We start from the raw sequence: 23,848 nt of genomic DNA, 5'->3' as shown, positions 1-23,848 counted from the left end.
TGCCCAACGTGCAGCGAAAACTCGCGAGCGCAGGGAAACTGCTATACTTCACCGCCCCACGGCCCGAGCGTCGAATAGTCGATAAGACCAGAATCCTGTCTAGACTATACCCGACGAGGCCACGAGTTTACGTGGATGACTATGAATTCCTACGCCGGTCTTTTCCAATAGCGGCGTGACATAGTTTCCATGTCTAGGTGGGAGCGAATTTAGCGTCAGTTCGACCCTTGCGGCGCCAGAAGCTTCACGTTGGCCGCCACAGGCAGCGCGCGTTTATGCGCGGTGGCTCGGTACGCCCTTTGGATCGTCTCGACCGCAGCCGGGGCCACACCCCTTCCTTCGAGGTAATCGTCGATCTCATCATAGGTCACGCCGTAGGCGTCTTCGTCGGGGCGTAACGGCATCGCGTCATCCAAATCTGCCGTGGGAACCTTACTGATCAGTTCCGCCGGGGCACCCAGATGAGACGCGATCCCTCGAACGCGCCGCTTATTGAGACCGGCGAGAGGGAGAACATCGGCCGCGCCATCGCCGAACTTTGTGAAGAAACCCATCACCGCTTCGGCTGCATGGTCCGTGCCAATCACAAGGCCGCCCAGGGTCCCCGCGAGAGCAAACTGGGCGACCATCCGTTGGCGTGCCTTGATGTTCCCGAGCACCGTGCTGCGCAGGCCGGGGTCGGCGGACTCGTAATCGGAGCCTGTCATCTCGCTCCACAGCGCGTCGGTCGCGGGCCTTATATTGATCACCACAACGCGGTCGGGCCTGATGGCTGACAAGGCAAGCTGAGCATCGCGCTCGTCCATCTGTTCGCCATAGGGCAGCCGCACCGCTACAAAGTCGCATTCGTACCCAGTCTGACGCAGATCCTTCACGGCCGATTGCGCGATTAGACCCGCCGTCAGGGAATCGACGCCGCCGCTGACTCCAAGCACATACGCTCGCTGCCCCGACGACCTCAGATAGTCGCGGAGGAAGGCGGCGCGTTCTGCCGCCTCGTGTCGGGCATCGAACGACGCCGAAACGCCGAGCGCTGCGATAATCTCGTCTTGGATGGGAATGACGACCTCCTGTGCACGCCGCAGTCGCATGCTGGCGACCTCACCTCGCGAAGCTTCATTTGTCCCACGAGCCACGACGCGCACGCAACACTGGTTCAAAGCTATCGAAACTATAGCGACAGGGCATTGGGAAAGCAGTCTGATATAAAGCTATAGTCGAGGCGGGATCATCGCGAGTCATAGTGATGAATTGCGTATCTCTACTGTTTTAACATCCGGTTGTCTGAACATCAGCTTTGCGATCCGCTCGATATCTTTCCTTTGCGAGGGTCATCTACGCATTAGCCTGAGATGAAGTCGGTCGGTCCGTCGTGACGAGCAAGGGGGTTCGGCATGGTCACCAGAGGTTTCACCGGCCGCGGTTCAGGCGGCGACCACGAGGGCCGTATTCCGCCAGGTCAACATCTCGTGGAGAACTTTCCCGTTCTTACCGCCGGGCCAACGCCTCGTATCGAGACGTCCGACTGGAAGTTCACGGTCAAGATCGGTCCGAGACCCGTGAAGGTCTGGAGTTGGAGTGAATTCAACGCCCTTCCAAAGACCAAAGTGACCAAAGACATTCATTGCGTCACGTCCTGGTCCAAGCTCGACACGAAGTGGGAAGGCGTGCTGATCGAGGACATCCTCGCGGACGCTGGAGTTGAACAGCCAACAGACTTCGTCCTTGCGCACTGCTACGATGGCTATTCGACGAATGTCCCGCTCGCGGACATGTTGTCCGGCAAGGCTATGGTCGCGCTAAGCTACGCGGGCCAGCCGCTTCCCCGCGACCATGGCGGACCAGCGCGCCTTCTTGTTCCGCATCTCTACTTCTGGAAGTCCGCCAAGTGGGTGAATGCGCTGCAGTTCACCACTCGCGACGAGGCCGGGTTCTGGGAGTTGCGCGGCTATCACATCTACGGTGATCCGTGGCGCGAGCAACGGTACACCCATGACTGAGTTCGACGCGCAACCCGCGTCGTGGCAGTCAGGCGTGATCGACGAAATCGTCCAACAGACACCGAGTATCAAGAGCTTCTTCCTGCGGTTGCCGGAACCGTTCGTTCATACAGCAGGCCAGCACGTCGACGTCCGGCTGACCGCCCCAAACGGCTATCAGGCGATGCGCAGTTATTCGATCGCATCGTCGGCGGGCTCTTCGCCGATCCTGGAACTCGTCATCGAGCGCCTGCCGAATGGCGAAGTTTCGCCATTCTTCCACGATGTCGCCGCAGCCGGCGACGAGATCGAACTCAGGGGACCGCTTGGAGGGCACTTTCTTTGGCCCGAGCCTACCGACAAGCCGGTGCTCCTGATCGGCGCAGGTTCAGGCGTGGTGCCGCTGATGGCGATGATCCGGCAGCGTCGGGCATCGGCACAGGCCGTTCCAGTCGCTCTGCTCTTGTCGGCGCGAACCGCTGAGGACGTGCTCTTCTCCAGCGAACTCCACTCAATCGAGATGAGCGATCCCACGTTCGTCTTGACGCTCGCGATTACGCGCGAAGCGCCAAAGCGTGCCTTGGACTATGGCCGACGGATCGACGATGGGATGGTCCAGGCAACAATCGCACGTCTCGGTCGCGACCCGGGCCACGTGTTCGTTTGCGGGTCGAACGGTTTCGTCAACATCGCGACGGACAGCGCATTGTCGGCAGGGCTGGGCGTCTCGATCATCAAGACCGAGCGCTACGGTGGGTAGGGGCGGCCAGATGATCGCATCCCATTACGCGGGAGCGCCCAGCTCAAGCTTTGTTCGGGAAAGGCTTCGCCCATGACCATCATGGCCCGTCAATTTCACCTTAAAAGTCGTCCCGAAGGGCTACCACAGGCCAACAACTTCGAACTCGTCGAGCAGGATCTTCCCGCGCCAGAGCGAGGACAACTGCTCGTCGCCAACCGGTGGCTCTCGGTTGACCCTTACATGCGCGGCCGCATGACCGGTCGAGAAAGCTACATGCCGCCCTTCCAAGTTGGAGAGCCTCTGGATGGCGCCGCGATCGGCGTCGTAGTCGAAAGCAAGAATGAACGGTTCAGCCCTGGCGAGGTCGTGAGCCACTTTGCCGGCTGGCGCGACCGCGCGATCATCGACGCCGCGTCCGCTACTAAGATCGATACGACGATTCCAGAACAGGCGTATCTGGGCCCGCTCGGTTTCCCCGGCTTCGCCGCCTACATCGGCATGCTCCAGATCGGAAAGCCGCGAGCTGGCGAAACTGTGTTCGTGTCAGCAGCAGCGGGTTCGGTCGGATCGCTCGCTGTCCAAATCGCAAAGATCAAGGAATGCCGGGTCGTTGCGTCCGCGGGCGGCGAGGACAAATTGCGTTGGCTGCGCGAGGAAGCAGGCGCTGATGCCACGATAAACTACAAGAATACGGACGACATGGTCGCAGCACTTCGCGAAGCTGCGCCTAAGGGTGTCGACATCTATTTCGACAACGTCGGTGGCACGCACCTGGAAGCCGCGCTTGAGGCGGCCAATGACTTCGCACGCTTCGCTTTGTGCGGAATGATCGAGCAATACAACAGCGAGCCGGTCGGTCCCCGCAATATCTATGCGGTTATTGAGAAGAGCCTCCTGCTGCAAGGCTTCGTCACCATCCACAACATGTCGGTTTGGGAGGATTTCCAGCGCGACGTCACCCGGTGGATCGCCGATGGGAAGGTCAAGTGGCAGGAGACGGTAGTTCACGGCCTCGAGAGAACCCCTTCGGCGTTCCTCGATCTCTTCGCCGGAAAAAACATCGGAAAAATGGTCATCGACCTCAGGGATGGGGAGACGCCCTGACGGCCGGCGCCTGCCGTCAGCGGACCGCACTACGCCACCTCGTCTAATTAGAACCTTTAGCTTTGGGAGATCACCGTGAGCCGCTTCGCCGAACCAGTTTTCATAGCCGCAGGCTTGCGGACACCATTCGGTCGTGGCGGAGGAGCGCTGGCAAATTATGACGCGGTCTCGTTGTCAGTGCCAGTCGTTGAAGAAATGGCGAAGCTTGCGGAGCCCGATCTGACGATCTGGGGAACCGTCATCCCGAACCTGGGCTGGAGCAACATCGCTCGCGAAATCTGGCTGGACGCGAAGCTCAACCCCAACGTTCCAGCATTCGCCGTGGTCCTAGCGTGCTCGACGAGCATGACCGCGAGCTTCGCCGCAGCCGGGATGCTCGGCGGCGGGCTCAACCTGATACTGGTCGGCGGGTCTGAGGTCATGAGCCGACCATCGCTCGCGCTCACCGCTGAGGCATCTAAACGACTCACCGATCTCTTCGCGCAGGATCCGGCTGCGGCACTTGCCGCCCTGGGGGCGTTGACCCCTCAAGACTATGTGCTCCCCACGAAGGGCTGGGCCAACCGCCTTACGGGCAGGACGATGGGCGATCACATGGAGGAGACCGCCAAGGCGTGGCGCATCTCGCGTGAGGCTCAGGATGATTGGGCACTAAAAAGCCACGAGCGCGCCGTCGCTGGCTGGGACGGCGGCTTCTTCGATGACCTCGTGATCTCGCTGCCGGAGCTTTCCCGCGATGCGAACCCGCGCGCGGACACATCCGCCGAACGTCTATCCGGTTTGAAGCCCGCCTTCGATCGTGAGAGCGGAATGGGTAGCCTGACAGCCGGCAATAGCTCCCCCATCACGGATGGAGCGGCCGGCTGTTGGGTGTCCAACACAGAGGGGCTGAAGAGGCTACCCGACGGCACGCCCTATGCGCGGATAGTCGACTACGAAGTCTCGGCGGTGGACCTACACACGGAGGGGCTGCTGATGGCGCCGTCCTATGCCATTCCACGACTTCTGGCGCGCCATCACCTTGGCTTCGCCGACATCGCACTTTGGGAAATCCACGAGGCGTTCGCGGCACAGGTGCTGGCCAACGTCGCGGCCATCACCGATCCGAACTGGGTCCGAGACAAGGCCGGTGTTTCGGAGGAGATGGGCAACTTCGATTGGGATCGCGTCAATCCCAACGGCGGCTCGGTAGCCATCGGACATCCCTTCGGCGCGACCGGCGCGCGCGATCTCAGCCAAGCTGTGAAAGAGCTGTGGGCCATGCCGGTCGGATCTCGCGGGATCGTCAGCATCTGCGCCGATGGTGGTCAAGGCACTGTCGCCCTCCTCGAACGCGTCTGATCGGAGGACGAAAAATGAAAGCGATCCGCTTCCATGAGTTCGGCGCTCCTCATGTGCTTCGCTATGAGGAGGCGCCGACACCTGTGACAAAGCCGGGAGAGGTGCTCGTCCGTGTAAAAGCGGCAGGCCTCAACCCGCCCGACTGGTATCTCCGCGAGCCATACCCGGCTCGGATGTCTCCGGGATCGTCGAGAAGGTCGCTGACGATGTGACGGCGTTCTCGGTCGGCGATGAAGTTTTTGGAATGATCCGCTTTCCCAGTTTCGGCGAGAGCTTGGGATACGCCGAGTATGTTTCCGCGCCTGCTTCCGACCTTGCGGCCAAGCCCCGACACCTGGACCACATTCATGCAGCCGCCGTTCCCATGTCGGGGCTGACCGCTTGGCAGTTCCTGATCGAGCTAGGCCATAACGAGCAGAACCCGCTGCAGTCCGAGCGCCACAGCCCGGTCCCGTTGGCTGGGAAGAGCGTTATGATCAACGGGGCTGCGGGCGGTGTCGGTCATCTGGCATTGCAGTTGGCAAAGCACGAAGGCGCGCGTGTCATCGCCGTCGCTTCAACCCGGCACGAAGCGTTCCTTCGCGAACTGGGCGCCGACGAGTTCATCGACTACACGAAGACCAAACCCGAAGACGATGTGCGCGACATCGATCTTGTCGTCGATGCCGTCGGCGGTCCGGCCTCCGGCCGCTTCCTTCGGACCATACGTCGTGGCGGTGCGCTGTTCCCGATCTTTCCCCTTGGCTTTGCCGGACATGACGAGGCTGCCGACCGAGGAGTGACCGTTTCGGCGACGCAGGTGCGTTCCAGCGGCGATCAGTTGGCCAAGCTAGCTCGCTTGCTCGACAGCGGTGAGGTCCGCGTCGCCGTCGATAGCACATATCCCCTTTCCGAAGCGGCCGTCGCTCACGAACGCGCAGAGGCAGGCCATATCCAGGGCAAGATCGTCCTCGCCGTCGGTGACGCCATCGCCGATCAGAGCGGCCAAGCGGGCGTGCCGTCAGTGCAGTGGCCGCCCCGCATGAGGGGGCACTGACATGACGCGGGAAACGCCGATGATCGGCCACGCTCGACCTTCGAGGCATCATCCAGGAGAACTGCGGTGAGCCTGAGCGCTGACAGAACCGATTTCGGGGCGGCACAGCGGGCGCGGGCGCTTGCAGACCTCATGGTGCTCGACACACCGGATGAGCAAGCCTTCGACGATCTCGTTTTTGTCGCCGCAAAGGCCTGTGACGTTCCCATCGCGCTCATCACCCTGCTGGATACTGACCGGCAATGGTTCAAAGCCAAGTACGGGCTTGAGGTATGCGAGACGGAGATCGAACACTCGGTCTGTCGGATCGAGATCGATCAAGGCGATCTTCTAGAGATCGTCGATCTCACAAATGATGCGCGGACCAAGCGCAATCCGCTCGTCACGGGCGTCCGGCACTTTCGCGCCTACGCTGGCGCGCCGCTCGTCTTGCGATCGGGAGCGATCGTGGGTCGGCTGTGCGTCATCGATACCGTTCCGCGGCCTGAAGGGCTCAGCGAGATGGAAAAGGCGATGCTGCAAGCCCTTGCCCGTCTCGCCAGCGAAAGTCTCGAACTCCGCCGGATCGCAAAGGCCAGTGAGCGCCTCACAGCCCTGCAGACAGCCTTGGTCGAAATCGGCGAGACCATTCGGAGCAGCCACGATACCGCAGAGATGGCTTCGGCGACCGCCGCCATTGTCGGCCGAACGCTCTCCGCTGACCGAGCCGGGTTCGGATCCGTCAACGAGGACGTCGATACGATTGACGTCGAAACCGATTGGACGGCGCCGGGGGCGGTGAGCATTGCCGGGCGCCACCGTCTCGACGAGTACGGGAACTTGCGCGAGCCGCTCGTCGTTGGCGACCCTCTCGTTGTGTGGGACGCCCTGACCGACGATCGCACTCTGCACAATCTCGAGAGCGCAATGCGGGTCGGCGTTCGGTCGCTGGTCGACATGCCGGTTCGAGATCGTGGCAAAACCATCGCCGTTTTCTTCGTTCATTCGGCGCATCCCCGACCTTGGCCCGCAGAGGAAATCTCGTTCCTACGAAGTGCGGCAGACCGGCTCGAGGCAGGCGTCGCCAGGCATCGTACCGAGCAGCAGCAACTCATAGTGAACGGCGAAATTGCTCACCGCCTGAAGAACATGCTCACCATGGTGCAGGCCATCGCGAGCCAAACGCTGCGAAGCGTCACCGATCGCGAAGCGGTCTACGCCTTCGAGCGTCGGCTGATGGCTCTGAGCGCGGCGCACGACGCCTTGCACCAAATGAGTTGGACACAAGCTGATCTACAAGCTGTCGCAGCGACAGTGATCGACGCGATCGGGTTCTCAGATCGGGTCGACATGAGTGGGCCGGCGGTGGCGCTGGGGCCACGAGCGGCGCTCTCGTTTTCCCTCATCGTCCACGAGTTGCTGACAAACGCCTGCAAATACGGCGCGCTGACCAGTGACGACGGCCACGTCTCGCTGTCGTGGGATGTCGAAGTCGGCCAGGACGACGACCTTCTGCGCGTAACATGGCGAGAACGGGGTGGGCCTCCGGTTGTGCCGCCAACTCACCGAGGCTTTGGATCGAAGCTGATCAACATCGGCCTGGTCGGCACCGGAGGTGTCGATGTTCGCTACGAGCCCGCCGGGTTAACGGCCGATCTGCACGCCTCCATGCGTCACCTGGTTCAAGGTTGATGGGAGTATGGGTGGAATGGTGAAACCCGTGGTGCTCGTCGTCGAAGACGAACCACTTCTCCGACTGTTCGCGACGGACATGATTGAGGAGGCGGGCTTCGAAGTCTTGCAGGCGCCGAATGCATCCGCCGCGCTCATGACCCTGGAGGAACGACTGGATGTGCGCGTCGTGTTCACGGACGTGAACATGCCCGGCGGGATCGATGGCATCATGCTCGCCATTTGCATCCGCCGGCGGTGGCCAACCATCCAGATCATAATCACGTCCGGGAGGCCTTGGCCTGACGAAGCCGTTGTTCCAGCGGACATTGTGTTCTTCGCCAAGCCATACCGGCAAGACCGGGTCTTGGACACGGTCCGAAAGATGGCGGCGTGATGTCCAGCGCCTCGACCAACTCGGACGCCGGAGCTGCGCGGTCCACGAGACCCTGGGGCGCAAGCCTTTGCCTTCGGATGACCGCCGCGAATCCGACCGGCCCATCACCCCTCAACGATTGGAGATGCAACATGAAGCCTGAAGTCCTCATCTACACCACGAGTTGGTGCCCGTTCTGCCGTCGTGCGAAGGCGCTCCTCAAAGAGAAGGGCGTGGCATTCACTGAGCTTGATATCGAAGCCGATCCTGCACATCGGAAGGCGATGATCGAGTCGTCGGGGCGAAGCACCGTGCCGCAGATCTTCATCAACGAGACGCATGTCGGCGGCTCCGACGATCTCGTTGCGCTCGATGCAGATGGCTCGCTCGACAAGCTGCTTGCCGGACAAACCACGGCAAACTGATTTGTCCCGCCCGATAGGGCCACTTGTCGATGGAAGTGGCTGAACGACGAGAGAGGAGTCCGGTTTGGTCTCAGCAGTTTGGAACGATGTCACCCTCGCGGTCAGCGACGAGACTATGGTTGTGGATGGAAACCATTATTTCCCGCCTCACTCGGTTGACCGGCAGTATCTGGAACCGAGCGAGCACACGTCTGTCTGTCCCGTGAAGGGGACGGCCCAATACTTCCATCTCCGGGTCGGCGACCGGCGCAACGCAAACGCTGCGTGGACCTATGCCGACCCTTCTCCGGCGGCCCATTCCATCAAGGATCACATCGCCTTCTGGAAAGGCGTCAACGTCGCGTAGCCGTCCGCCGGCAATTAGATTTCAGAAAGGAACCGCCGATGTCGAAAGTTTTGGACGGCAAAGTCGCTATCATCACGGGTGGCTCTCGAGGCCTTGGCGCCGTGCTGGCGGCGACGCTCGCCGATCAGGGAGCCGATATTGCTATCACCTACGCTGCGTCGGCCGATAAAGCCGAGTCCGTCGCCGAGGTGGTGAGGGCCAAAGGCGTTCGCGCTCTCGCAATTCGATGCGATCAAGCGGATACGTCCGCCGCCAAGCCCATGGTCGAGCAGGTCGTAGCTGAACTCGGCAAGCTCGACATCTTGATCAACAACGCCGCAATCGCCGTCCAAGGAAAATTGGTTGACGATCCGACGCTCGATTCCGCCGCGTTCGACAGGCAGTGGATGGTCAATGTCATGGGCACCGTGGCGATCACGCGTGCGGCGGCGCAGAAAATCTCTGACGGTGGCCGCATTGTCTTCATCGGTTCCGGCCTGGGCACCCGAGCGATCGTGCCGGGAATTGCCGACTACGCAGGAACCAAGGCAGCGATCGCAGGATATGCCCGTGGGGTGCAGCGCGATCTTGGCCCACGCAACATTACCGTCAACGTGGTCCAACCTGGCATCATGCCAACCGACATGACCGGGGAAGTTGCTGAGAATTTTCCGCAGGCCGTCATCGATATGCATCCCATCCGTCGGATCGCCACGATTGAGGAAGTGGCGGGCGCCGTCAGTTACCTCGTTAGTCCCGCTGCAAGCTACACAGCTGGCGCGGTGATAGATGTGTCAGGGGGCGTCCTGGTCTGAATCGATGCTCGACGGGCGTGTCACGCGGATAACTGAAGGACGATCACTTCCGCACCTCAGCGCTCCGTTGAATTCCGGGCAGCAGACCGGCTGATCCTGCAGGGCCCATTATTCTCGAAGCAATAGCGGATAAAGCTTCCGCATCTCAGGAGTTCATAGAGTGCCGAATGCAGAGCTGACCCAAGACCGCATCGCCGTCGCCACCAGCTATTTCCGGAAAATCGACAGCGGCGATCCCACCATCCTCGACATTCTGACTGACGATGTCGTGACGTACTTCCCGAAGTTCGGAGTTGGATATGGCAAAGCCGAATTCATGGAAGTCGCCAAGGGTCTGTTGGGGTCGCTTCAGCGGATCGAGCACGATTTCGATCGCATGACCTTCCACGTAGCCGGCGACCACGTGATCGTGGAAGGCTTTGAAGGTGGCGTTATGGCTGACGGCACGCCGTGGCCGGTTGAAGGCCGGTCCGAAGGCCGTTTCGCCAACGTATTCGAGTTTGACGGCGCGCTTATCAAGCGTGTTTTCATCTACGTGGACCCCGACTTCGCTAGCGCTAATGACGCGGGGTTTCTTTGGGGCCGCAACGTCAGACTGACGCGATGACCCCAATCGCATGGCGCGGCGCTCACGTTCGCAGGGCGAAGGCCGATTGGCGGTGATGCAGAATGGACCATCCAGAATTCGATACGGCTTTAGAGCGACTGCCTGAGGGGTATAGCGAAGGCGCTTACGAAGGCAGGCGTTTCGGCGTGACGGTTCGTCGGTCGGAGGATGGACGGAGGAACAGCCTTTTTGCTCGAGAACTAGCCGGGAAAGACATCGTCAGCTTCAATCTGTATCGCGTTGCTTCGGGCAGTGCGTCGCTGAAGCCGTGCGAGATGTCCTCGGAGAAGGTTATCGCTTTCGTATTGGGCTATCAGCCGGGTGCCTGATGAGCATGTGGGGTTCGCTGCCTTCCCATGTTCCCATGCCGCTCCAAGCGCCCCTTCTGGTCGCCAGAACTATCGAAACTATAGACACAGGCCATTGGACTTCGATCTGAGGTAAATTCATCTTCTATACCTCAGCGTGCCAGAGAATCGGCGCTGATCTTTTGCGCTAGCCATCATCGAGGAAGTTCACGCGATGACAAACTCCAGTGCTGCAACCGTGCCTTCACCATCTGACCTCGACGAGAACGCGACCATGACGGTCGCGGATGCGTTGAAGATCATTTTGGCGAACAGCTATGCGGTCTACCTCAAGACCAAGAACTTTCACTGGCATGTCTCGGGCCCGTACTTCAGGGACTATCATCTCCTTCTTGATGAGCAAGCTGCGGAAATCCTAGCAGCGACCGATGCGATGGCGGAGCGCGCCCGGAAGACCGGAAATACGACCATACGATCGATCGGCGATATCGCCCGCCACCAGACGATCAAGGACAACGACGCGGAGTTCGTCACGCCGCAGGACATGCTGGCGGAACTGCGCGCCGATAATCTTCACATGGTCGAGTCGCTGCGCCGCGCAAAGGACGTCGCCGACGAGGCGAAGGACAACGCGACCTCCGGCCTGATCGATACCTGGACCGACGAGGCGGAACGCCGAGCGTGGTTCCTTTTCGAAGTCAGCCGATAGGTCTGCTGCTCAACGGATCGGATCGTTTCATGGCGCCTAACGATGTGCAGACCCAGTTCCTTCAGACAGAGGGCGGCAGGATAGCCTTCGACGATACGGGCGGAACCGGACCTCTCGTTGTAGGGATCCCAGGAATGGGAGACCTGCGCTCCGAGTATCGGCTCATCAAGCCCATGCTGCAGCATGCGGGATGCCGAGTGGTGACGATGGACGTTCGCGGGTTCGGCCAATCGTCGCCGGAGTGGTCGGATTACTCCGCGCGAGCGGTCGGCCGTGACGCCGTCGCCATCCTCCGACAGTTGGCTGCCGGGCCAGCCGTGATCATGGGTAACTCGTTCGCAGCCGGCTCCGCGCTTTGGGCTGCCAAGGAAGCTCCTAGTCACGTCAACGGGGTGGTGCTGCTCGGTCCGATCGTTCGCGATCTTCCCCTCACGACGATCCAGAAACTTGTCCTTGGGCTCGGATTCGCGGGGCCATGGCGAACCTGGTTCTGGACCACTTACTGGAGCAGCCTATTCCCGACGAAACCGGCGCCGGATCATGCTGAGGTAAGAGCGGCGATTGCTGCAAACCTCAGGGAGCCAAAGCGCATGCAGGCTCTCTTGACGATGCTCTCATTGTCGAAGTCCGACACCGCAGCGATCTTGGACGAGATCTCTGTGCCGAGCCTCATCGTCATGGGCACAAAGGATCCCGACTTCACGGACCCTGTCGAAGAAGCCAGAAGCTTGGCTTCGAGGCTCCATGCCGAAACCATGATTGTCGACGGCGCTGGGCACTACCCTCATGTCGAAATGGCGAACGATGTCGGACAGCGGATCATCGCGTTCGTCCGCCAGCTCGATAAGCCTGGCCCAGCCGTTGTGCCTTTGCGCAGGAGTTGAGTATGGCAAAGGTGGGCTTTGGAGGAGGTTGCCACTGGTGCACCGAGGGCGTTTTCCAAGCGTTGCGTGGCGTCACGCAGGTCGAGCAGGGTTTCCTACAATCGGCCGCCCCGGCGGACACCTGGGCCGAGGGGGTGATTGTAACGTTCGAACCCTCCGTTATCGGACTGGAGACACTGTCCGAGGTGCACCTGCGCACACACTCCGCCACTCGTGCGCGCTCGGTTCAAAACAAGTACCGAAGCGCGATCTATATCTTCGACGAGATTCAGCGAGCCGAAGCCGATGAGGCGATACGCGGATACGCTGCGGAGACCGGCAAGCCGGTCCACACCCTCGTCCTACCATTCGCGGGCTTCAAAGCTTCGGACGAGCGATATCAGAACTATTATCGCACCGACCCGAACAGGCCTTTTTGTCGGCGATACATCGATCCCAAGCTCGACTTCATCCGCAAGCATTTTTCGGAGAACGCGCTAGAGCGTTAGTCGTACATGTGGAGTGACGCCGGAGTATCTCCGACGTTAGTCAGAACGCACTTCTCCCGGTTGCCCCTCATCCGACTGCGGTCGGTCGCTGGCAGTCGACGCTGCTCCAATAAACTCCGCCTCGCCGAGCACGAAGCGACTAAGATTCAGTACAGGGTCCTCACCGCGTTCGATCGTACCCATCCGGCGAAGGTCGCCTTGTGCGGCTGTGACCGGCCCGCTCTTAAGAGTGCTCGTATGAGCGCACTTAGGAGCGGTTGGTGGGCCAGATCACGGTGTTTTCAGGGCCAGAGCGTCGCCGGCGGTGGACCGAAGAACTGCGGCTTCAGATCCTGACGGAGGCGTTCGCGCCCGGGGCCAGCCCAACGGAAGTCGCGCGGCGGCACGAGATTTCAACGGGCCAGCTTTACACGTGGCGCAACAAGCTCGCTGTTGGCGCGGTAACGCCGCCAACCGGGGATGGGCGTCCCGCTGATTTTGCCGAGGCGCTGGTGATCGAGGATCGCGAACGCGCAGCGCCGGTGTCGGACGCAGCTATCATCGTCGACCTGCCGCGCGACCAGCGGATGACGATCTTTCCATCGGCATCGCCGGCGCTTGTGACGGCGGTGTTGAAGGCACTGCGGTGATCCCTGCCGGCGCGCGGGTGTGGATCGCGATGGGTCACACCGATATGCGCAAGGGCATGCAGGGTCTCGCGCTGATGGTGCAACAGGGCCTGAAGCGCGACCCGCACGGCGGCGACCTGTTCGTGTTCCGTGGCAGGGCCGGATCTTTGGTGAAGATCATCTGGCATGACGGGATCGGGATGTCGCTTTACGCCAAGCGGCTCGAGAAGGGCCGGTTCGTGTGGCCCTCGGCCAAGGACGGATTGGTGTCGCTGACAGCCGCGCAGCTGGCGTGCCTGCTTGACGGGATCGACTGGCGCAACCCGCAGTATTCGTGGCGACCTGCCAGCGCGGGATAATCGCATCCTGATGCCATTTTGGCCTTGCAGCGGCGGCCAGATATTGATTCACTCGGGCTCATGGAAGCCGCTGTTTCGCCCCTTCCTGACGATGTAGTAGCGCTCAAAGCGCTGCTGGCCGTGGCGACCCGGCGGGCCAATGAGGCTGAAGCCCGGCTCGCCAATGCTCAGGCCCGCGAGAGCGCCACCGAGGCGGTGATCGCCCACCTCAAGCTGCAGATCGCCAAGCTGAAGCGCGAGCAGTACGGCGCCAGCGCCGAACGCACTCGCCGCCTACTCGAACAGATGGAGCTGCAGCTCGAGGATCTCGAAGCCGACGCGGCAGAAGACAACGTGATCGCGGAAGCAGCCGCGGCGAAGGCAACCACAGTCGATGCGTTTGAGCGCAAGCGGCCAGCCCGTAAGCCATTCCCCGATCACCTGCCACGCGAGCGGGTCGTCATCCCGGCACCGTGTGCCTGTCCGGCCTGCGGCGGGGAGCGCCTGTCGAAGCTCGGCGAGGATGTGACTGAGACCCTGGAAGTGATCCCGCGCTCATGGAAGGTGATCCAGACCGTCCGCGAGAAGTTCTCATGCCGGGACTGCGAGACGATCACGCAGCCACCGGCACCGTTCCACGTGGTGCCGCGGGGATGGGCTGGTCCCAGCTTCCTGGCGATGCTGCTGTTCGAGAAGTACGGGCAGCATCAGCCGCTCAACCGCCAGGCCGAGCGCTTTGCCCGTGAAGGCGTGCCGCTCAGCACGTCGACGCTGGCTGATCAGGTCGGCGCGGCCGCCTTCGCCCTGATGCCGCTCTACCGGTTGATTGAGGCCCACGTCCTTGCCGCCGAGCGATTGCATGGCGACGATACGACCGTGCCGGTCATGGCCAAGGGCAAGACCGATACGGCAAGGCTTTGGGTCTACGTCCGTGATGACCGACCCTTCGCCGGCGCGGATCCGCCAGCAGCCCTGTTCCGCTACTCGCGCGATCGCCGCGGTGAGCATCCCCGCGCGCACCTCGCCTCCTGGTCAGGGATCCTGCAGGCCGATGCCTATGGCGGGTACGGCGAGCTCTATGTCGCTGGCCGTCAGCCCCGACCCGTGCTTGAGGCGGGCTGCTTTGCCCATGCTCGGCGCAAGTTCTTCGAACTGGCCGATGTTGCCGCCGCGGCGCGCCGACAGAGCCGTAACGAGCGCACCGGCATGATCTATCCGATCGCGCTGGAGGCCGTGCAGCGGATCGATGCGCTGTTCGATATCGAGCGCGAGATCAACGGCAGGACCGCAGCCCAGCGCCACGCCGTTCGCCAGGAACTGAGCGCGCCGCTCATGGCAGAGCTTCACACCTGGCTGATCGGCCAGCTGGCTCGGCTGTCGCGCAATCATGACCTCGCCAAGGCCATCAACTACATGCTGCGCCGGCGGGATGCGTTCACCCGCTTCCTCGATGATGGCAGGATCTGCCTAACCAACAATGCCGCTGAGCGGGCGCTGCGCTGCGTGCCGCTTGGCCGGAAGGCGTGGCTGTTCTGCGGGTCCGATCGGGGCGGCGAGCGGGCCGCGGTGCTCTACACGCTGATCCAGACCGCCCGGCTCAACGATGTCGATCCGCAGGCGTGGCTGGCTGATGTGCTCGCGCGGATCGCCGATCACCCCGCCGCCAAGCTCGATCAGCTGCTACCCTGGAACTGGGCAGTGAGGGTTTGCCCACTGCCTTAGGCGGGCAGCGGAGATTATCTGCGCTTTGGACCAACGCCGGCTTTGTGATCTTCAGCGCATAGTCCGTGATCGCCCAGTGCTTCGATGACCTTGCAGTCCCCCGCAATCCCCCCGCGGCACTGTTGAACTATGCGCTGCAACTCGTTTCGCAAGGCAGTGAGTTGGGCGAGCTTCCCTTCGATCTCGCTCAGGTGACGACTGGCAATGCGGTCGGCCGCCCCACAGTCCTGCTCTGGGTGATCGCTGAGGTCGAGCAAGGAGCGGATGCCTTCTATCGTGAATCCAAGCTCTCGAGCGTGCCGGATAAAGGTCAACCTTGCTCGATGCACCTCGCCAAAGTCGCGGTAGTTTGACCCCGTGCGGATGGGCGACGGCAACAGACCGATGCGTTCGTAGTAGCGGATGGTCTCGATGTTCGTCCCGGTTTGCCGGGACAGTTCGCCAATCTTCACGGACTTGACTCTGTAGTAGCTACAGGGTGCACTGGAGAGGCGAATCATCCCTGTTGCAAGGACATTCGCCATGACCAAGCTCCTTCTCCCGTACTATGTCGTGTTCTTCGCCGCTGTGTTCGTGTGGCCGACTTGGCGTACCTGGCGCCGCACAGGGGTCAATCCATTGGTCCTGCCACGCAACGACAGCGCAGAGGGGTTTGTCGGCATCTGGTTCAAAGCGCTGACCGGGGGAATACTGGCTCTGACTGTATGCCTCACGTTAGGCCTACAGCCCAACAGGTTGGGCCTGATCCCATGGTTGGACGGCGCGCCGATGCGCTGGGCCGGTTCCATGCTACTGGTGCTGACCTTGCCTCTGGTCGCGCTGGCGCAGAGCACGATGGGAGGCGCATGGCGGATCGGCATCGACAACAAACGGCCTACCGAGTTGGTCACCCACGGGGTGTTCGCTGTGTCACGCAATCCCATCTTTCTGGCCCTGAGGCTGAATCTGGCAGGCCTGTTCATACACTTACCCACTGCAGCCACGCTCTCCATCTGGCTGCTCGGTGAGGTGCTCATGGGTGTCCAAATCAGGCTAGAGGAAAGCCACCTTTCCACTGTTCTGGCAGACGAATACCGGGCCTATGCCGAACGAACGCCTCGTTGGGTTTGATGCCATAGCGCCTCGCGGCCCCCACCGGACGGCTACGTTCGATCGCCTGTTCGAACTCGATCAGGGGAGCAAGTCCGGGAACAGTCTCGACCGCACGACCGAGCTCACCCAGCGCCTTAGTTTTGCTGCCCTCGTGCAAGAGCCGGTCTGCGAGCAGGATGTGGAGAGCCGCATCAACTCGCATCGGAAGAGGGGCGGGTTTGTTGCCTAACCGCTCTTTCCAGCGGGCGTCGGAAAGCAACTGCATATCTTCGGTCGACCATTCAATCGGCCGTCCGAGCACCATTCCGATTGCGAAGCTCACCATGCTCGGTTCCGCCAAGTCGGCCTCAAACCGCTTGGCGAGCTTCGGCTTGAGCCTGCGACGACGGTCCGGGGGAGCGACCGTGTTCCAGACCGTCATGATCCCGGCCATCGCAAGGCGATCCTCTCGTTTGGAAAGGCCGAGCGCCGTGCCCTCGATGGATTCTAGAACAGGGCTCATATCGACAAGACCCGTCTCGCTACGCTTTGATAGCCCCTCGATCAGATATGTTAGCATTCCATCGAAATACTCGGCAGCGGTATCACGATTGAACCCCTCGGCCCTTCCGATCCAATATTGCGCTGCCCAGCGGCCCGGCATGATTCCGGGTAGTGCTGAGCGGTAGTTGAATGTCGAATCGACACCTTGAGGAGCACGCTCAACGAAGCGCCGCACCACATGACGGCTCAGGCGTGACAGTCCTTCCAAACTTAGGACAATGCCGGTGTCTAGCAATGCCGTATCGGCACGATCGCCTGCCATCCAAACCTCCCGAGCCAAGCGCTCCAAAGCGTGAACGGTTCGCGAGCGGATAGAATAGGCTTGGCGCAGCGCGTTTGGGAGCTCGGTAGTCTTAATTGGTCGGATCGCGCCAACAGCTTCGTTCCGATAGAAGGAGGGCTCAACGTGATCTAGCACAAAGGCGACGAACTGCCGCTGAAGACCATGATGCTCATTTGCAAGCACGGCGCTCTCGATCCGCGCGCGGACAACGTCGTCAAGTCCTTGGGTGGCTGCGTCTATCCGATGTCGTTTCGACGGATCGTAGTCCTCCCAGACAGCGGGTTCGCTTTCGGACGCTTGGCCGAGTGATTCTAGAGCCGCCACCATCAATGTATATGCTAATGCGGCGTCTTCATCGACGATAAGCGTCGCATCGACGATCTGGCGTATGGCCCTGATGACCGCCTCGTAGCTCTTGCGCTGTAGCCCGAGGAGTGAGCGCGTGAAGCGTTCAAGGTCCGCTACACCCTCGTCCGTGAGGATAACCGTTGCGTCGAAGGTCTGGCGCAATAGGCTCGCGGGACCGCGGCGATTTCTTTCCTCTCCTTGTTGAGCAGAAATCAGCCGGCGCGCCATGTCATGGTCGCGGACGCAAGTGGCGTTGGTACAGAAGGCGACTACTGCGGCAACCTCGTCGAGCAACTGGTCGCCACTGGTGGCGGCGAGGACTTCAAGCGTCCCGGAGGGGCTCTGGGCTTCCAGCTGCTCTCGCGCTTCGACCGTGAAGGTGCGCGGACCATCAAATGTCGTCGAAGGCAGCAGCCTGCCAAAAACGAAGGTCAGTGTCTGCTCACGAAAGGCGCGCAGGTTTGTATAAAAAATACCCCGGTGTAGCGTGTCCGTGAGCGGTACCGGCCGGAAATACATGCCTTGCACGATCTGTAGCATTGGCTAGCCCCCCTTCGCGCTAGCTTGATCAGGAACAGCGCTACGCTCCCTGCTAGATCAATCAACAGTGCGGCATCTGAGCACCCCTTTGAATGTCGGCGTCCGACAATAGCTGTCGGATGCCGAAACACTCGTGAACGGCGAGAAGTCGCAGGTAAGTTCTGCCATTACGCGTGCCGCTTGCGAGCGATGCTGGTCAAGTCCCGCAGGGCTTGGAGGCATTCGCAGCGTCACAACGGCGCCATCAGCTCCGCCCAGTTCCTCATGAAGGAGCCTGAAAGCGATCGTACTGTCTGTCTGAGAGATGGCGCACCCATCAGGATTCGAACCTGAGACCTCTACCTTCGGAGGGTAGCGCTCTATCCAGCTGAGCTATGGGTGCCTGTTGCTTACGCAGTGCTTACGCGGAAAACCTGTAGGGTGGAAGCCTCAACGGTAACTCCCGCAAACCTTTGTAAACAATCTCCTTTTCTACGTCTCTCACAAACCAGCAGCCCTTGACTTCAGCCTTCGGAGGGCAACGCTCTATCCAGCTGAGCTACGGGTGCAGGGCCGAGACGGCACCTAGCAGCGGCTTGGCGGGCATGCCAGCGATTTTGTGTTCCAGTCGCGTTTAGCAATTTGGGAACGGGTTGCGGGCTAGGCCGAAACCATGAACGGGGTTTCGACGTCATCAGGTGATTCGCGCGCCGCGCTGCCGCAGGCGGGCCGGGCCGAGTTCGGCCATGCCGCTGGCAATGCCATGTCGATGAAGTGGTCGGCATTGCACGATGCCGCTGCCGTGGTCTGCACTCTCGCGGGTTTGCAGCAGGAAATGCGCAAGCCCGAAGTGCGCAACTTCCCGGCGATCATGCGTGATACCGGTGGATGGCGCTATGACTTGGCGAAGCAGGGCGTTGACGATCTCGCCGCGATCATGGAGCCGGGATTGGCGGCATTGCTTGCGGTTTCGGCGCGCGGGCAAAGCCCCGGCCCGGCCGCGACGGCGCTGTGGCATGAATTCCTGGCATCGCGCGCCGCCTTGCTGGCGCTGGTACCGCCATTGGGCATCAAGCGGCGGGCCTGATCAGCTTTCCCAAGCGGCGCAATGGGGATCAATGCCGACAAGCTGACGGCGCAACGAGGCGCGGGCAAGACGTTCCACTTCGGCCTTGCGGCGTGCAGCAGCCAGCGGAATGGTGGGCGCAGGGCGCAGAATCTCGGCATCATAACCGTCGGCGACGATTACCCCGCAAGCATGCGGCAGGAAATTGTCGGTGTCGAGCACGGCACGGTCAAGATGCGGCGCAAGTCCCCAGTAGAACCGGTCGCAATGATCCAGGTAATCGGTCCACTTGCCATCGCCCAGCAGGTCGGCCCGGGAGACCTTGATCTCCACGATCACGACCTGCCCCTTGGCGTCGATGCCCATGAGATCGGCGCGCCTGCCGGAACGAAGCGGCATTTCGGGCAGGCACCAGATGTCGTTGCGCGCGAACAGGCGGCAGATGCCGCGCGCGACGGCGCGTGCTTCGCGTTCGACGACATCCGGGCTTGCGCCGGGACCAGTGGCAGCTGATTCGATCATGTCGCCAGTTTAGAACAAATGCCGAACGCGTAAAGGCTTAGAAGAAGCCCAGTGTCTGAACGAACAACCACACGCCGGTGGCAACGAGCAGCGCGGCGGCAACCATTCGCACGATGTCGAGCGGAACACGCTTGATCAATTCGTTGCCGAAGATCACGGCTGGGACGTTGGCAATCATCATGCCAAGCGTCGTACCGGCAGTGACCGCGATGGCATCGTTGAAGCGTGCGCCCAAAGCAATCGTGGCGATCTGCGTCTTGTCGCCCATCTCGACGATGAAGAATGCCACCAGCGTAGTGAGAAATGCGCCGTAGCGCGAAGGCTTGGGTGCTTCGTCCTCGTCCATCTTGTCCGGCACCAGGGTCCACAGGCCCATGGCGACGAAACCGATGGCAATGGCGAAGCGGAACCACTGGCCATCGAGGAAGGCGGCGGCGGTCGCACCGAGCAGGGCAGCGAGGAAGTGGTTGGCAAGCGTTGCGCCAAGGATGCCGAGGACGATCGGCAGCGGCCTTTTGAACCGGGCGGCGAGGATGATCGCGAGCAATTGCGTCTTGTCGCCAATCTCGGCGAGCGCGACAATCGCGGTGGACGTGCTGAAGGCTTCGAGCATCGACAATTCCGGGGCCGGGCGGAGCGATCAGGCCAACGACAGCTTACCCCTCCGCCCGGCCCGGACGATGGGTTCGCTGTCATTGGTCTCGCCCGGTGGACAAAAGTCCTGCCGCCTGCGCCATGGTCTCTCGACCAAGCATGTTGACGCTGAGGGCCGCGCCAGGCCCGAAAACCTGCCAGCGGTGGCTACTCCCCAAATGACGTGGGGTGCCGTTAGCTGCGTATGGCGTGGCATGCAAGTGCAGGCTATGGGCAGTAGCAACGCTATCCGACCACGGGTGCGCCGGGGAAAGTCAGATCGTGAAGCGCATTGCCGTTGCCGTCCTTGCCTGCAGCATTGCGCTGCCCGCGCAGGCCGAGGAAGGCCCGTGGACGTTGTCAGCCTCGGCGCGGCTGCGTGTGGAATCGATCGGCGGGCAGTTCCGCCCCGCCCCTGCCCCCGCAACCGACACGATGGTTTCGCTCAGGACCGAGCTTGCCGCCGGCTATGATGCCGGGCCGGTGCGGTTCAATGCCGAGCTCTGGGACGCGCGGGCTTGGGGACAGGACGCGCGCTCTTCAGCGAACACTGGCGAGGTCAACGCGCTCGAACTGGTGCAGGCAAACATGGCGGTGAAGCTGGCGGGCAAGAGCACGCTGACGCTGGGGCGCTACACCCTCGACCTCGGCAACCGGCGCATGGTGGCGCGTCAGCGATTTCGCAATACGACCAATGCCTTCACGGGCGCGCATCTTGAGCTGGACGGGGGCAAGGGACGCAGGCTCGACCTGATGTTCGCCCTGCCCCACCAGCGCCTGCCGGACGACGTTGCGGGCATTCGCGAGGACCGGGTGAAGTGGGACCGCGAGAACTTCGACGTCATGTTCTTTGGCGCGCATGGTACGCTGCCGCAGGTGCTTGGCGGGACCCTTCAGCCCTATGCCTTCGGACTGATCGAGCGCGACGGCGCGGGGCTGGCGACAGCGAACCGGCGGATCGGCACGGTGGGCGCGCGCCACTTCGTGAAGGCAAGCGCCGGGGCTTGGGACCACGACGTCGAAGGCGCGGTCCAGTTCGGCAAGGCACGGCGGACATCGGGGGCGGCGGATGTGACCGATCTCAACGTGTTCGCCTGGTTCGTCCACGCCGATGCCGGCTATACCTTTGCCGGTGGTTGGAAGCCCCGCGTGGTGGCGATGTTCGACGCCGCGAGTGGCGATAAGGGCAGCGCACACAAGTTCACCCGTTTCGACACGCTCTATTCGGCGCGGCGCTTCGAATTCGGGCCAAACGGGCTTTACGGGCCGTTTCGGCGGAGCAACATCGTCTCGCCCTCGCTGCGTCTGGAAGTGACTCCGTCGAAGCGAACCGACGCTTTCGTGGCGTGGCGCACGGCCTGGGCCGAGAACCGGCGCGACCAGTTTGCCGCGACCGGGGTGCGTGATGCCAGCGGAGCCTCAGGCAGCCTCGGCGGGCACCAGATCGAAGGGCGCGTACGGCACTGGATCGTGCCGGGGCTGCTGCAGGTGGATGGCGGAGCGGCAGTGCTGTTCAAGCGGAGCCTGCTGCGCGACGCGCCGAATGCGCCGCCGACCGGGGATACGACCTACGGCTATTTGGATGTCACGCTGACGCTCTGACGCGCAGCGAGGTCGCGCAGGATCGCGTGCTTGTGCGCAGCCGATGCCGTGAACCATGCGGTGATTTCGGCCAGTGTGCGATGGCAACCGCGGCACTGCGTGCTGACCGGATCGATTTCGCAGACACCGGTGCATGGGCTGGGCGGGTGATCGTCGTTCACCGGTCGGACTTTTCCGCCGCCAGCCGCGTCATCAGCAGGGCAGCGCGCTTGGCCTGGGTCCAGATGCTGGCGACATCGACAGTCTCGCCGGGCGCATGGTCGCCGGTGGAATGGGGGCCGAGGCCGACGAGACCGTCGATGTATTCGGCAACGAAGCTGATGTCGCCCGCGCCGCGCTTCATCGGATCGAGCGGCTGCATCTCAGGCAGATCGAGCGTGGCGTTGACCCGGTTCAGCTTGGCGAGGAGCGCCTTGTTGCCTGCGGTCGGCGCCATCGGCGGGTAGCCTTCGCTGAACGTGATCTTCGCCGAGGTGACGCCTGGGTAACTGCGCGCCACGATCCACTCCATCTTGCGCATCGCGGCAGCGTTCTGTTCGAGGCTGAGTGTGCGCAGGTCCCCGCGCGCCACGACCTTTCCGGGGATAATATTGGTCTTGCCCTGCGCCGAAACATGAGCGTTGTCATCGGCCACGTCAGCTTCCGCCCCACCTGCGATCAGGCCCACGTTAAGGGTAAGGTAGGGTTCGGGCAGTTCCTCCCGGAAAGCGCTCAATATCCTCGACGCAGCATAGATGGCGCCATCGCCGGCATTTGCCCCCCAGACACCGCTGGAGTGGCCGGACTTCGCCTCGACCGTCAGCGTCCAGCTTTGTGAGGAGCGGCGGGCGATCGATCCCATGTCGTTGCCATTTTCGCGGCTCAGCCCTTCGAAATCGAGCGCGACATCGGCAGCCTTGGCTGCGGTGACAAGATCTGCGCGTGCGACTTCGGTGGGGGAGCCTGCCTCTTCCTCGTCACCGGTGAGGAATACCTCGATGTTGGCGTTCTTGAGCGTGCCTGCCGTTTGCATGGCACGAACGGCGGCGAGGATCACGGCGATACCGCCCTTGTCGTCACCCACGCCGGGACCGGTCGCCTTGTCGCCGTTCAGCACATAGGTCTGGAACGGGGAATCCGGCTCGAACACGGTATCGAGGTGGCCGATCAGCAGGAGCTTCTTCCCGCCCTTGCGACCCTTGTGCGTGAGCACGAGATGCCCGGCGCGCCCGGTCTGCTCCATCGGAATCCAGCGCGAAGTGAATCCCAGAGCCGTGAACTCGGGCGCAACGATATCGCGCAACCTTCGTACGCCTTCGAGATTGCGGCTGCCCGAGTTCTGGTTGACCATTGTTTCAAGGAACTTGAGGGTGCGCGCCTGTTCGGCATCGACGGTGGCGACCATCCTTGCCTCGGCCCCCGTGGGCGCGGCCTGCGCAGGGCTGCCGACAAGGACGAAGGCAGAAACCAGACCAATCGTGAAACGCATCGACCCACTCCTTTTGCGGGCACGTTGGCGAGCTGGACGAAGCCTTGCAACCGCCTTTTGCCCGAATTTCCTTGCTTTAACGGGAAGTGCTGCCTATGTGCACCGCAGCAAGACCGGTGGCGGGCAACCCGCTGCAGTCCGGATGCTGGCGTGAGATTTCGCTGAAACGGCAGAGATCCGCTCCGGACGAACGGTTGTTGCCCCGCCCGCTTCCCCTTTCACGCATGGGTCGCATGATCGACCCCGCTCGTGCCCTTCAGGCATGTGCGCCCAGCGAATTCAACTCGCGCGTCGGCCCTGCGCCGATGCGCCCAC

Annotated in this window: 28 protein-coding genes, 1 tRNA gene and 1 riboswitch; of the genes, 21 read left to right on the top strand and 8 right to left on the bottom strand. The window is 62.0% G+C overall.

The features are described from left to right. Nucleotides 1-215 precede the first annotated feature (215 nt). A complete protein-coding gene (gene nadE, locus AX703_RS02695; protein ID WP_062342459.1) occupies nt 216-1,091 on the bottom strand; it encodes an ammonia-dependent NAD(+) synthetase in 876 nt (291 codons plus the stop codon). A 303-nt stretch (nt 1,092-1,394) separates the two neighbouring features. On the opposite strand from nadE, the gene AX703_RS02690 reads away from it, so the two are divergent. The 18 genes from AX703_RS02690 (at nt 1,395) to AX703_RS02605 (ending at nt 15,457) form a co-directional block, all read left to right on the top strand. Beyond that, nucleotides 1,395-2,000: a sulfite oxidase-like oxidoreductase gene (locus AX703_RS02690; RefSeq protein WP_062342457.1), complete on the top strand. Its 606-nt coding sequence runs from the start codon at nt 1,395-1,397 to the stop codon at nt 1,998-2,000. Then, the gene (locus tag AX703_RS02685) at nt 1,993-2,739 is read left to right on the top strand and encodes a ferredoxin reductase (RefSeq protein WP_062342455.1); all 747 of its coding nucleotides are present in this window, start codon (nt 1,993-1,995) and stop codon (nt 2,737-2,739) included. The genes AX703_RS02690 and AX703_RS02685 overlap by 8 nt, the downstream gene beginning before the upstream one ends. A 72-nt stretch (nt 2,740-2,811) precedes the next feature. Next, nucleotides 2,812-3,825: an NADP-dependent oxidoreductase gene (locus tag AX703_RS02680; protein WP_062342453.1), complete on the top strand. Its 1,014-nt coding sequence runs from the start codon at nt 2,812-2,814 to the stop codon at nt 3,823-3,825. Between the two features lie 75 nt (nt 3,826-3,900). Then, the gene (locus AX703_RS02675) at nt 3,901-5,166 is read left to right on the top strand and encodes a thiolase family protein (RefSeq protein ID WP_062342452.1); all 1,266 of its coding nucleotides are present in this window, start codon (nt 3,901-3,903) and stop codon (nt 5,164-5,166) included. 244 nt (nt 5,167-5,410) lie between these two features. Then, entirely contained in the window at nt 5,411-6,202 is a 792-nt protein-coding gene (locus AX703_RS02670) for an NADP-dependent oxidoreductase (RefSeq protein WP_231735323.1), read from the top strand. 66 nt (nt 6,203-6,268) lie between these two features. Next, a complete protein-coding gene (locus AX703_RS02665; RefSeq protein WP_062342449.1) occupies nt 6,269-7,873 on the top strand; it encodes a sensor histidine kinase in 1,605 nt (534 codons plus the stop codon). 16 nt (nt 7,874-7,889) lie between these two features. Then, complete coding sequence (locus AX703_RS02660) at nt 7,890-8,249, top strand: response regulator (protein WP_223850255.1); 360 nt, start codon at nt 7,890-7,892, stop codon at nt 8,247-8,249. Between the two features lie 131 nt (nt 8,250-8,380). Continuing rightward, nucleotides 8,381-8,653, top strand: a complete 273-nt coding sequence (grxC, locus tag AX703_RS02655) for a glutaredoxin 3 (RefSeq protein ID WP_027297105.1) — start codon at nt 8,381-8,383, stop codon at nt 8,651-8,653. A gap of 64 nt (nt 8,654-8,717) precedes the next feature. Further along, entirely contained in the window at nt 8,718-8,999 is a 282-nt protein-coding gene (locus AX703_RS02650; protein WP_062342448.1) for a DUF427 domain-containing protein, read from the top strand. A gap of 38 nt (nt 9,000-9,037) precedes the next feature. After that, a complete protein-coding gene (locus AX703_RS02645) occupies nt 9,038-9,793 on the top strand; it encodes an SDR family NAD(P)-dependent oxidoreductase (protein WP_027297106.1) in 756 nt (251 codons plus the stop codon). Between the two features lie 160 nt (nt 9,794-9,953). Beyond that, on the top strand, nt 9,954-10,400 hold the full coding sequence (locus tag AX703_RS02640) for a nuclear transport factor 2 family protein (RefSeq protein ID WP_197423586.1): 447 nt from the start codon (nt 9,954-9,956) through the stop codon (nt 10,398-10,400). Nucleotides 10,401-10,462: 62 nt separating this feature from the next. Then, complete coding sequence (locus AX703_RS02635) at nt 10,463-10,729, top strand: hypothetical protein (RefSeq protein WP_062342446.1); 267 nt, start codon at nt 10,463-10,465, stop codon at nt 10,727-10,729. 193 nt (nt 10,730-10,922) lie between these two features. Then, nucleotides 10,923-11,417 carry a Dps family protein gene (locus AX703_RS02630; protein ID WP_058454282.1) on the top strand — a complete coding sequence of 165 codons (495 nt, stop codon included), beginning with the start codon at nt 10,923-10,925 and terminating at the stop codon, nt 11,415-11,417. Between the two features lie 29 nt (nt 11,418-11,446). Then, nucleotides 11,447-12,301 (top strand): alpha/beta fold hydrolase, encoded by an 855-nt coding sequence (locus AX703_RS02625; RefSeq protein ID WP_062342444.1) that lies wholly within the window; start codon nt 11,447-11,449, stop codon nt 12,299-12,301. 2 nt (nt 12,302-12,303) lie between these two features. Beyond that, on the top strand, nt 12,304-12,789 hold the full coding sequence (locus AX703_RS02620) for a peptide-methionine (S)-S-oxide reductase (RefSeq protein ID WP_062342442.1): 486 nt from the start codon (nt 12,304-12,306) through the stop codon (nt 12,787-12,789). A gap of 260 nt (nt 12,790-13,049) precedes the next feature. Continuing rightward, nucleotides 13,050-13,418: a transposase gene (locus AX703_RS02615; protein ID WP_062342440.1), complete on the top strand. Its 369-nt coding sequence runs from the start codon at nt 13,050-13,052 to the stop codon at nt 13,416-13,418. After that, nucleotides 13,415-13,756, top strand: coding sequence for an IS66 family insertion sequence element accessory protein TnpB (tnpB, locus tag AX703_RS02610; protein ID WP_255355017.1), 342 nt, complete (start codon nt 13,415-13,417; stop codon nt 13,754-13,756). The genes AX703_RS02615 and tnpB overlap by 4 nt, the downstream gene beginning before the upstream one ends. A gap of 60 nt (nt 13,757-13,816) precedes the next feature. Continuing rightward, nucleotides 13,817-15,457, top strand: coding sequence for an IS66 family transposase (locus tag AX703_RS02605; RefSeq protein WP_062342438.1), 1,641 nt, complete (start codon nt 13,817-13,819; stop codon nt 15,455-15,457). 14 nt (nt 15,458-15,471) lie between these two features. Here the strand turns inward: AX703_RS02605 and AX703_RS02600 are convergent, their stop codons facing one another. Next, entirely contained in the window at nt 15,472-15,957 is a 486-nt protein-coding gene (locus AX703_RS02600) for a helix-turn-helix domain-containing protein (RefSeq protein WP_062342499.1), read from the bottom strand. A 22-nt stretch (nt 15,958-15,979) separates the two neighbouring features. Between AX703_RS02600 and AX703_RS26380 the strand changes: the two genes are divergently transcribed. Further along, nucleotides 15,980-16,567: an isoprenylcysteine carboxylmethyltransferase family protein gene (locus tag AX703_RS26380; protein ID WP_082734355.1), complete on the top strand. Its 588-nt coding sequence runs from the start codon at nt 15,980-15,982 to the stop codon at nt 16,565-16,567. On the opposite strand, the gene AX703_RS02590 is transcribed toward AX703_RS26380, so the two are convergent. Then, nucleotides 16,485-18,263 (bottom strand): hypothetical protein, encoded by a 1,779-nt coding sequence (locus AX703_RS02590; RefSeq protein ID WP_062342434.1) that lies wholly within the window; start codon nt 18,261-18,263, stop codon nt 16,485-16,487. The genes AX703_RS26380 and AX703_RS02590 overlap by 83 nt on opposite strands. 305 nt (nt 18,264-18,568) lie before the next feature. After that, nucleotides 18,569-18,645: transfer RNA gene (locus tag AX703_RS02585), tRNA-Arg, on the bottom strand. 270 nt (nt 18,646-18,915) lie between these two features. Here AX703_RS02585 and AX703_RS02580 point away from each other — a divergent pair. Continuing rightward, nucleotides 18,916-19,329, top strand: a complete 414-nt coding sequence (locus AX703_RS02580; protein ID WP_039332999.1) for a hypothetical protein — start codon at nt 18,916-18,918, stop codon at nt 19,327-19,329. Here AX703_RS02580 and AX703_RS02575 read toward each other — a convergent pair whose 3' ends face one another. Together AX703_RS02575 and AX703_RS02570 are read right to left on the bottom strand one after the other, a co-directional pair. Further along, nucleotides 19,330-19,830 carry an MmcB family DNA repair protein gene (locus AX703_RS02575; RefSeq protein ID WP_039333001.1) on the bottom strand — a complete coding sequence of 167 codons (501 nt, stop codon included), beginning with the start codon at nt 19,828-19,830 and terminating at the stop codon, nt 19,330-19,332. A gap of 37 nt (nt 19,831-19,867) precedes the next feature. Beyond that, nucleotides 19,868-20,443: a TMEM165/GDT1 family protein gene (locus AX703_RS02570; protein WP_039333003.1), complete on the bottom strand. Its 576-nt coding sequence runs from the start codon at nt 20,441-20,443 to the stop codon at nt 19,868-19,870. 26 nt (nt 20,444-20,469) lie between these two features. Then, a riboswitch (yybP-ykoY riboswitch) is annotated at nt 20,470-20,653 on the bottom strand. 92 nt (nt 20,654-20,745) lie between these two features. Between AX703_RS02570 and AX703_RS02565 the strand changes: the two genes are divergently transcribed. Further along, nucleotides 20,746-22,065, top strand: a complete 1,320-nt coding sequence (locus AX703_RS02565; protein WP_062342432.1) for an alginate export family protein — start codon at nt 20,746-20,748, stop codon at nt 22,063-22,065. On the opposite strand, the gene AX703_RS02560 is transcribed toward AX703_RS02565, so the two are convergent. Together AX703_RS02560 and AX703_RS02555 are read right to left on the bottom strand one after the other, a co-directional pair. Further along, nucleotides 22,038-22,226, bottom strand: a complete 189-nt coding sequence (locus AX703_RS02560; protein WP_039333007.1) for a DUF1289 domain-containing protein — start codon at nt 22,224-22,226, stop codon at nt 22,038-22,040. The genes AX703_RS02565 and AX703_RS02560 overlap by 28 nt on opposite strands. Beyond that, nucleotides 22,223-23,533 (bottom strand): M20/M25/M40 family metallo-hydrolase, encoded by a 1,311-nt coding sequence (locus AX703_RS02555; RefSeq protein WP_062342431.1) that lies wholly within the window; start codon nt 23,531-23,533, stop codon nt 22,223-22,225. Before AX703_RS02555 ends, AX703_RS02560 begins: the two co-directional genes overlap by 4 nt. Nucleotides 23,534-23,848: the final 315 nt, after the last annotated feature.

It is taken from the genome of Novosphingobium sp. CCH12-A3, from assembly GCF_001556015.1.
Taxonomy (GTDB): Bacteria; Pseudomonadota; Alphaproteobacteria; order Sphingomonadales; family Sphingomonadaceae; genus Novosphingobium; species Novosphingobium subterraneum.
This window is presented reverse-complemented; position numbering and strand designations above follow the sequence as displayed.

Excerpts from the sequence above, each read along its gene's own strand:
- AX703_RS02590 (WP_062342434.1), bottom strand. The coding sequence starts at position 18,263 with ATGCTACAGATCGTGCAAGGCATGTATTTCCGGCCGGTACCGCTCACG.
- AX703_RS02685 (WP_062342455.1), top strand. The coding sequence starts at position 1,993 with ATGACTGAGTTCGACGCGCAACCCGCGTCGTGGCAGTCAGGCGTGATC.
- AX703_RS02580 (WP_039332999.1), top strand. The coding sequence starts at position 18,916 with ATGAACGGGGTTTCGACGTCATCAGGTGATTCGCGCGCCGCGCTGCCG.
- AX703_RS02570 (WP_039333003.1), bottom strand. The coding sequence starts at position 20,443 with ATGCTCGAAGCCTTCAGCACGTCCACCGCGATTGTCGCGCTCGCCGAG.
- AX703_RS26380 (WP_082734355.1), top strand. The coding sequence starts at position 15,980 with ATGACCAAGCTCCTTCTCCCGTACTATGTCGTGTTCTTCGCCGCTGTG.
- AX703_RS02660 (WP_223850255.1), top strand. The coding sequence starts at position 7,890 with ATGGTGAAACCCGTGGTGCTCGTCGTCGAAGACGAACCACTTCTCCGA.
- AX703_RS02645 (WP_027297106.1), top strand. The coding sequence starts at position 9,038 with ATGTCGAAAGTTTTGGACGGCAAAGTCGCTATCATCACGGGTGGCTCT.
- AX703_RS02620 (WP_062342442.1), top strand. The coding sequence starts at position 12,304 with ATGGCAAAGGTGGGCTTTGGAGGAGGTTGCCACTGGTGCACCGAGGGC.
- grxC (WP_027297105.1), top strand. The coding sequence starts at position 8,381 with ATGAAGCCTGAAGTCCTCATCTACACCACGAGTTGGTGCCCGTTCTGC.
- AX703_RS02600 (WP_062342499.1), bottom strand. The coding sequence starts at position 15,957 with ATGATTCGCCTCTCCAGTGCACCCTGTAGCTACTACAGAGTCAAGTCC.
- AX703_RS02575 (WP_039333001.1), bottom strand. The coding sequence starts at position 19,830 with ATGATCGAATCAGCTGCCACTGGTCCCGGCGCAAGCCCGGATGTCGTC.
- AX703_RS02555 (WP_062342431.1), bottom strand. The coding sequence starts at position 23,533 with ATGCGTTTCACGATTGGTCTGGTTTCTGCCTTCGTCCTTGTCGGCAGC.
- AX703_RS02635 (WP_062342446.1), top strand. The coding sequence starts at position 10,463 with ATGGACCATCCAGAATTCGATACGGCTTTAGAGCGACTGCCTGAGGGG.
- AX703_RS02690 (WP_062342457.1), top strand. The coding sequence starts at position 1,395 with ATGGTCACCAGAGGTTTCACCGGCCGCGGTTCAGGCGGCGACCACGAG.
- AX703_RS02670 (WP_231735323.1), top strand. The coding sequence starts at position 5,411 with ATGATCCGCTTTCCCAGTTTCGGCGAGAGCTTGGGATACGCCGAGTAT.
- AX703_RS02680 (WP_062342453.1), top strand. The coding sequence starts at position 2,812 with ATGACCATCATGGCCCGTCAATTTCACCTTAAAAGTCGTCCCGAAGGG.
- AX703_RS02630 (WP_058454282.1), top strand. The coding sequence starts at position 10,923 with ATGACAAACTCCAGTGCTGCAACCGTGCCTTCACCATCTGACCTCGAC.
- AX703_RS02605 (WP_062342438.1), top strand. The coding sequence starts at position 13,817 with ATGGAAGCCGCTGTTTCGCCCCTTCCTGACGATGTAGTAGCGCTCAAA.
- AX703_RS02625 (WP_062342444.1), top strand. The coding sequence starts at position 11,447 with ATGGCGCCTAACGATGTGCAGACCCAGTTCCTTCAGACAGAGGGCGGC.
- nadE (WP_062342459.1), bottom strand. The coding sequence starts at position 1,091 with ATGCGACTGCGGCGTGCACAGGAGGTCGTCATTCCCATCCAAGACGAG.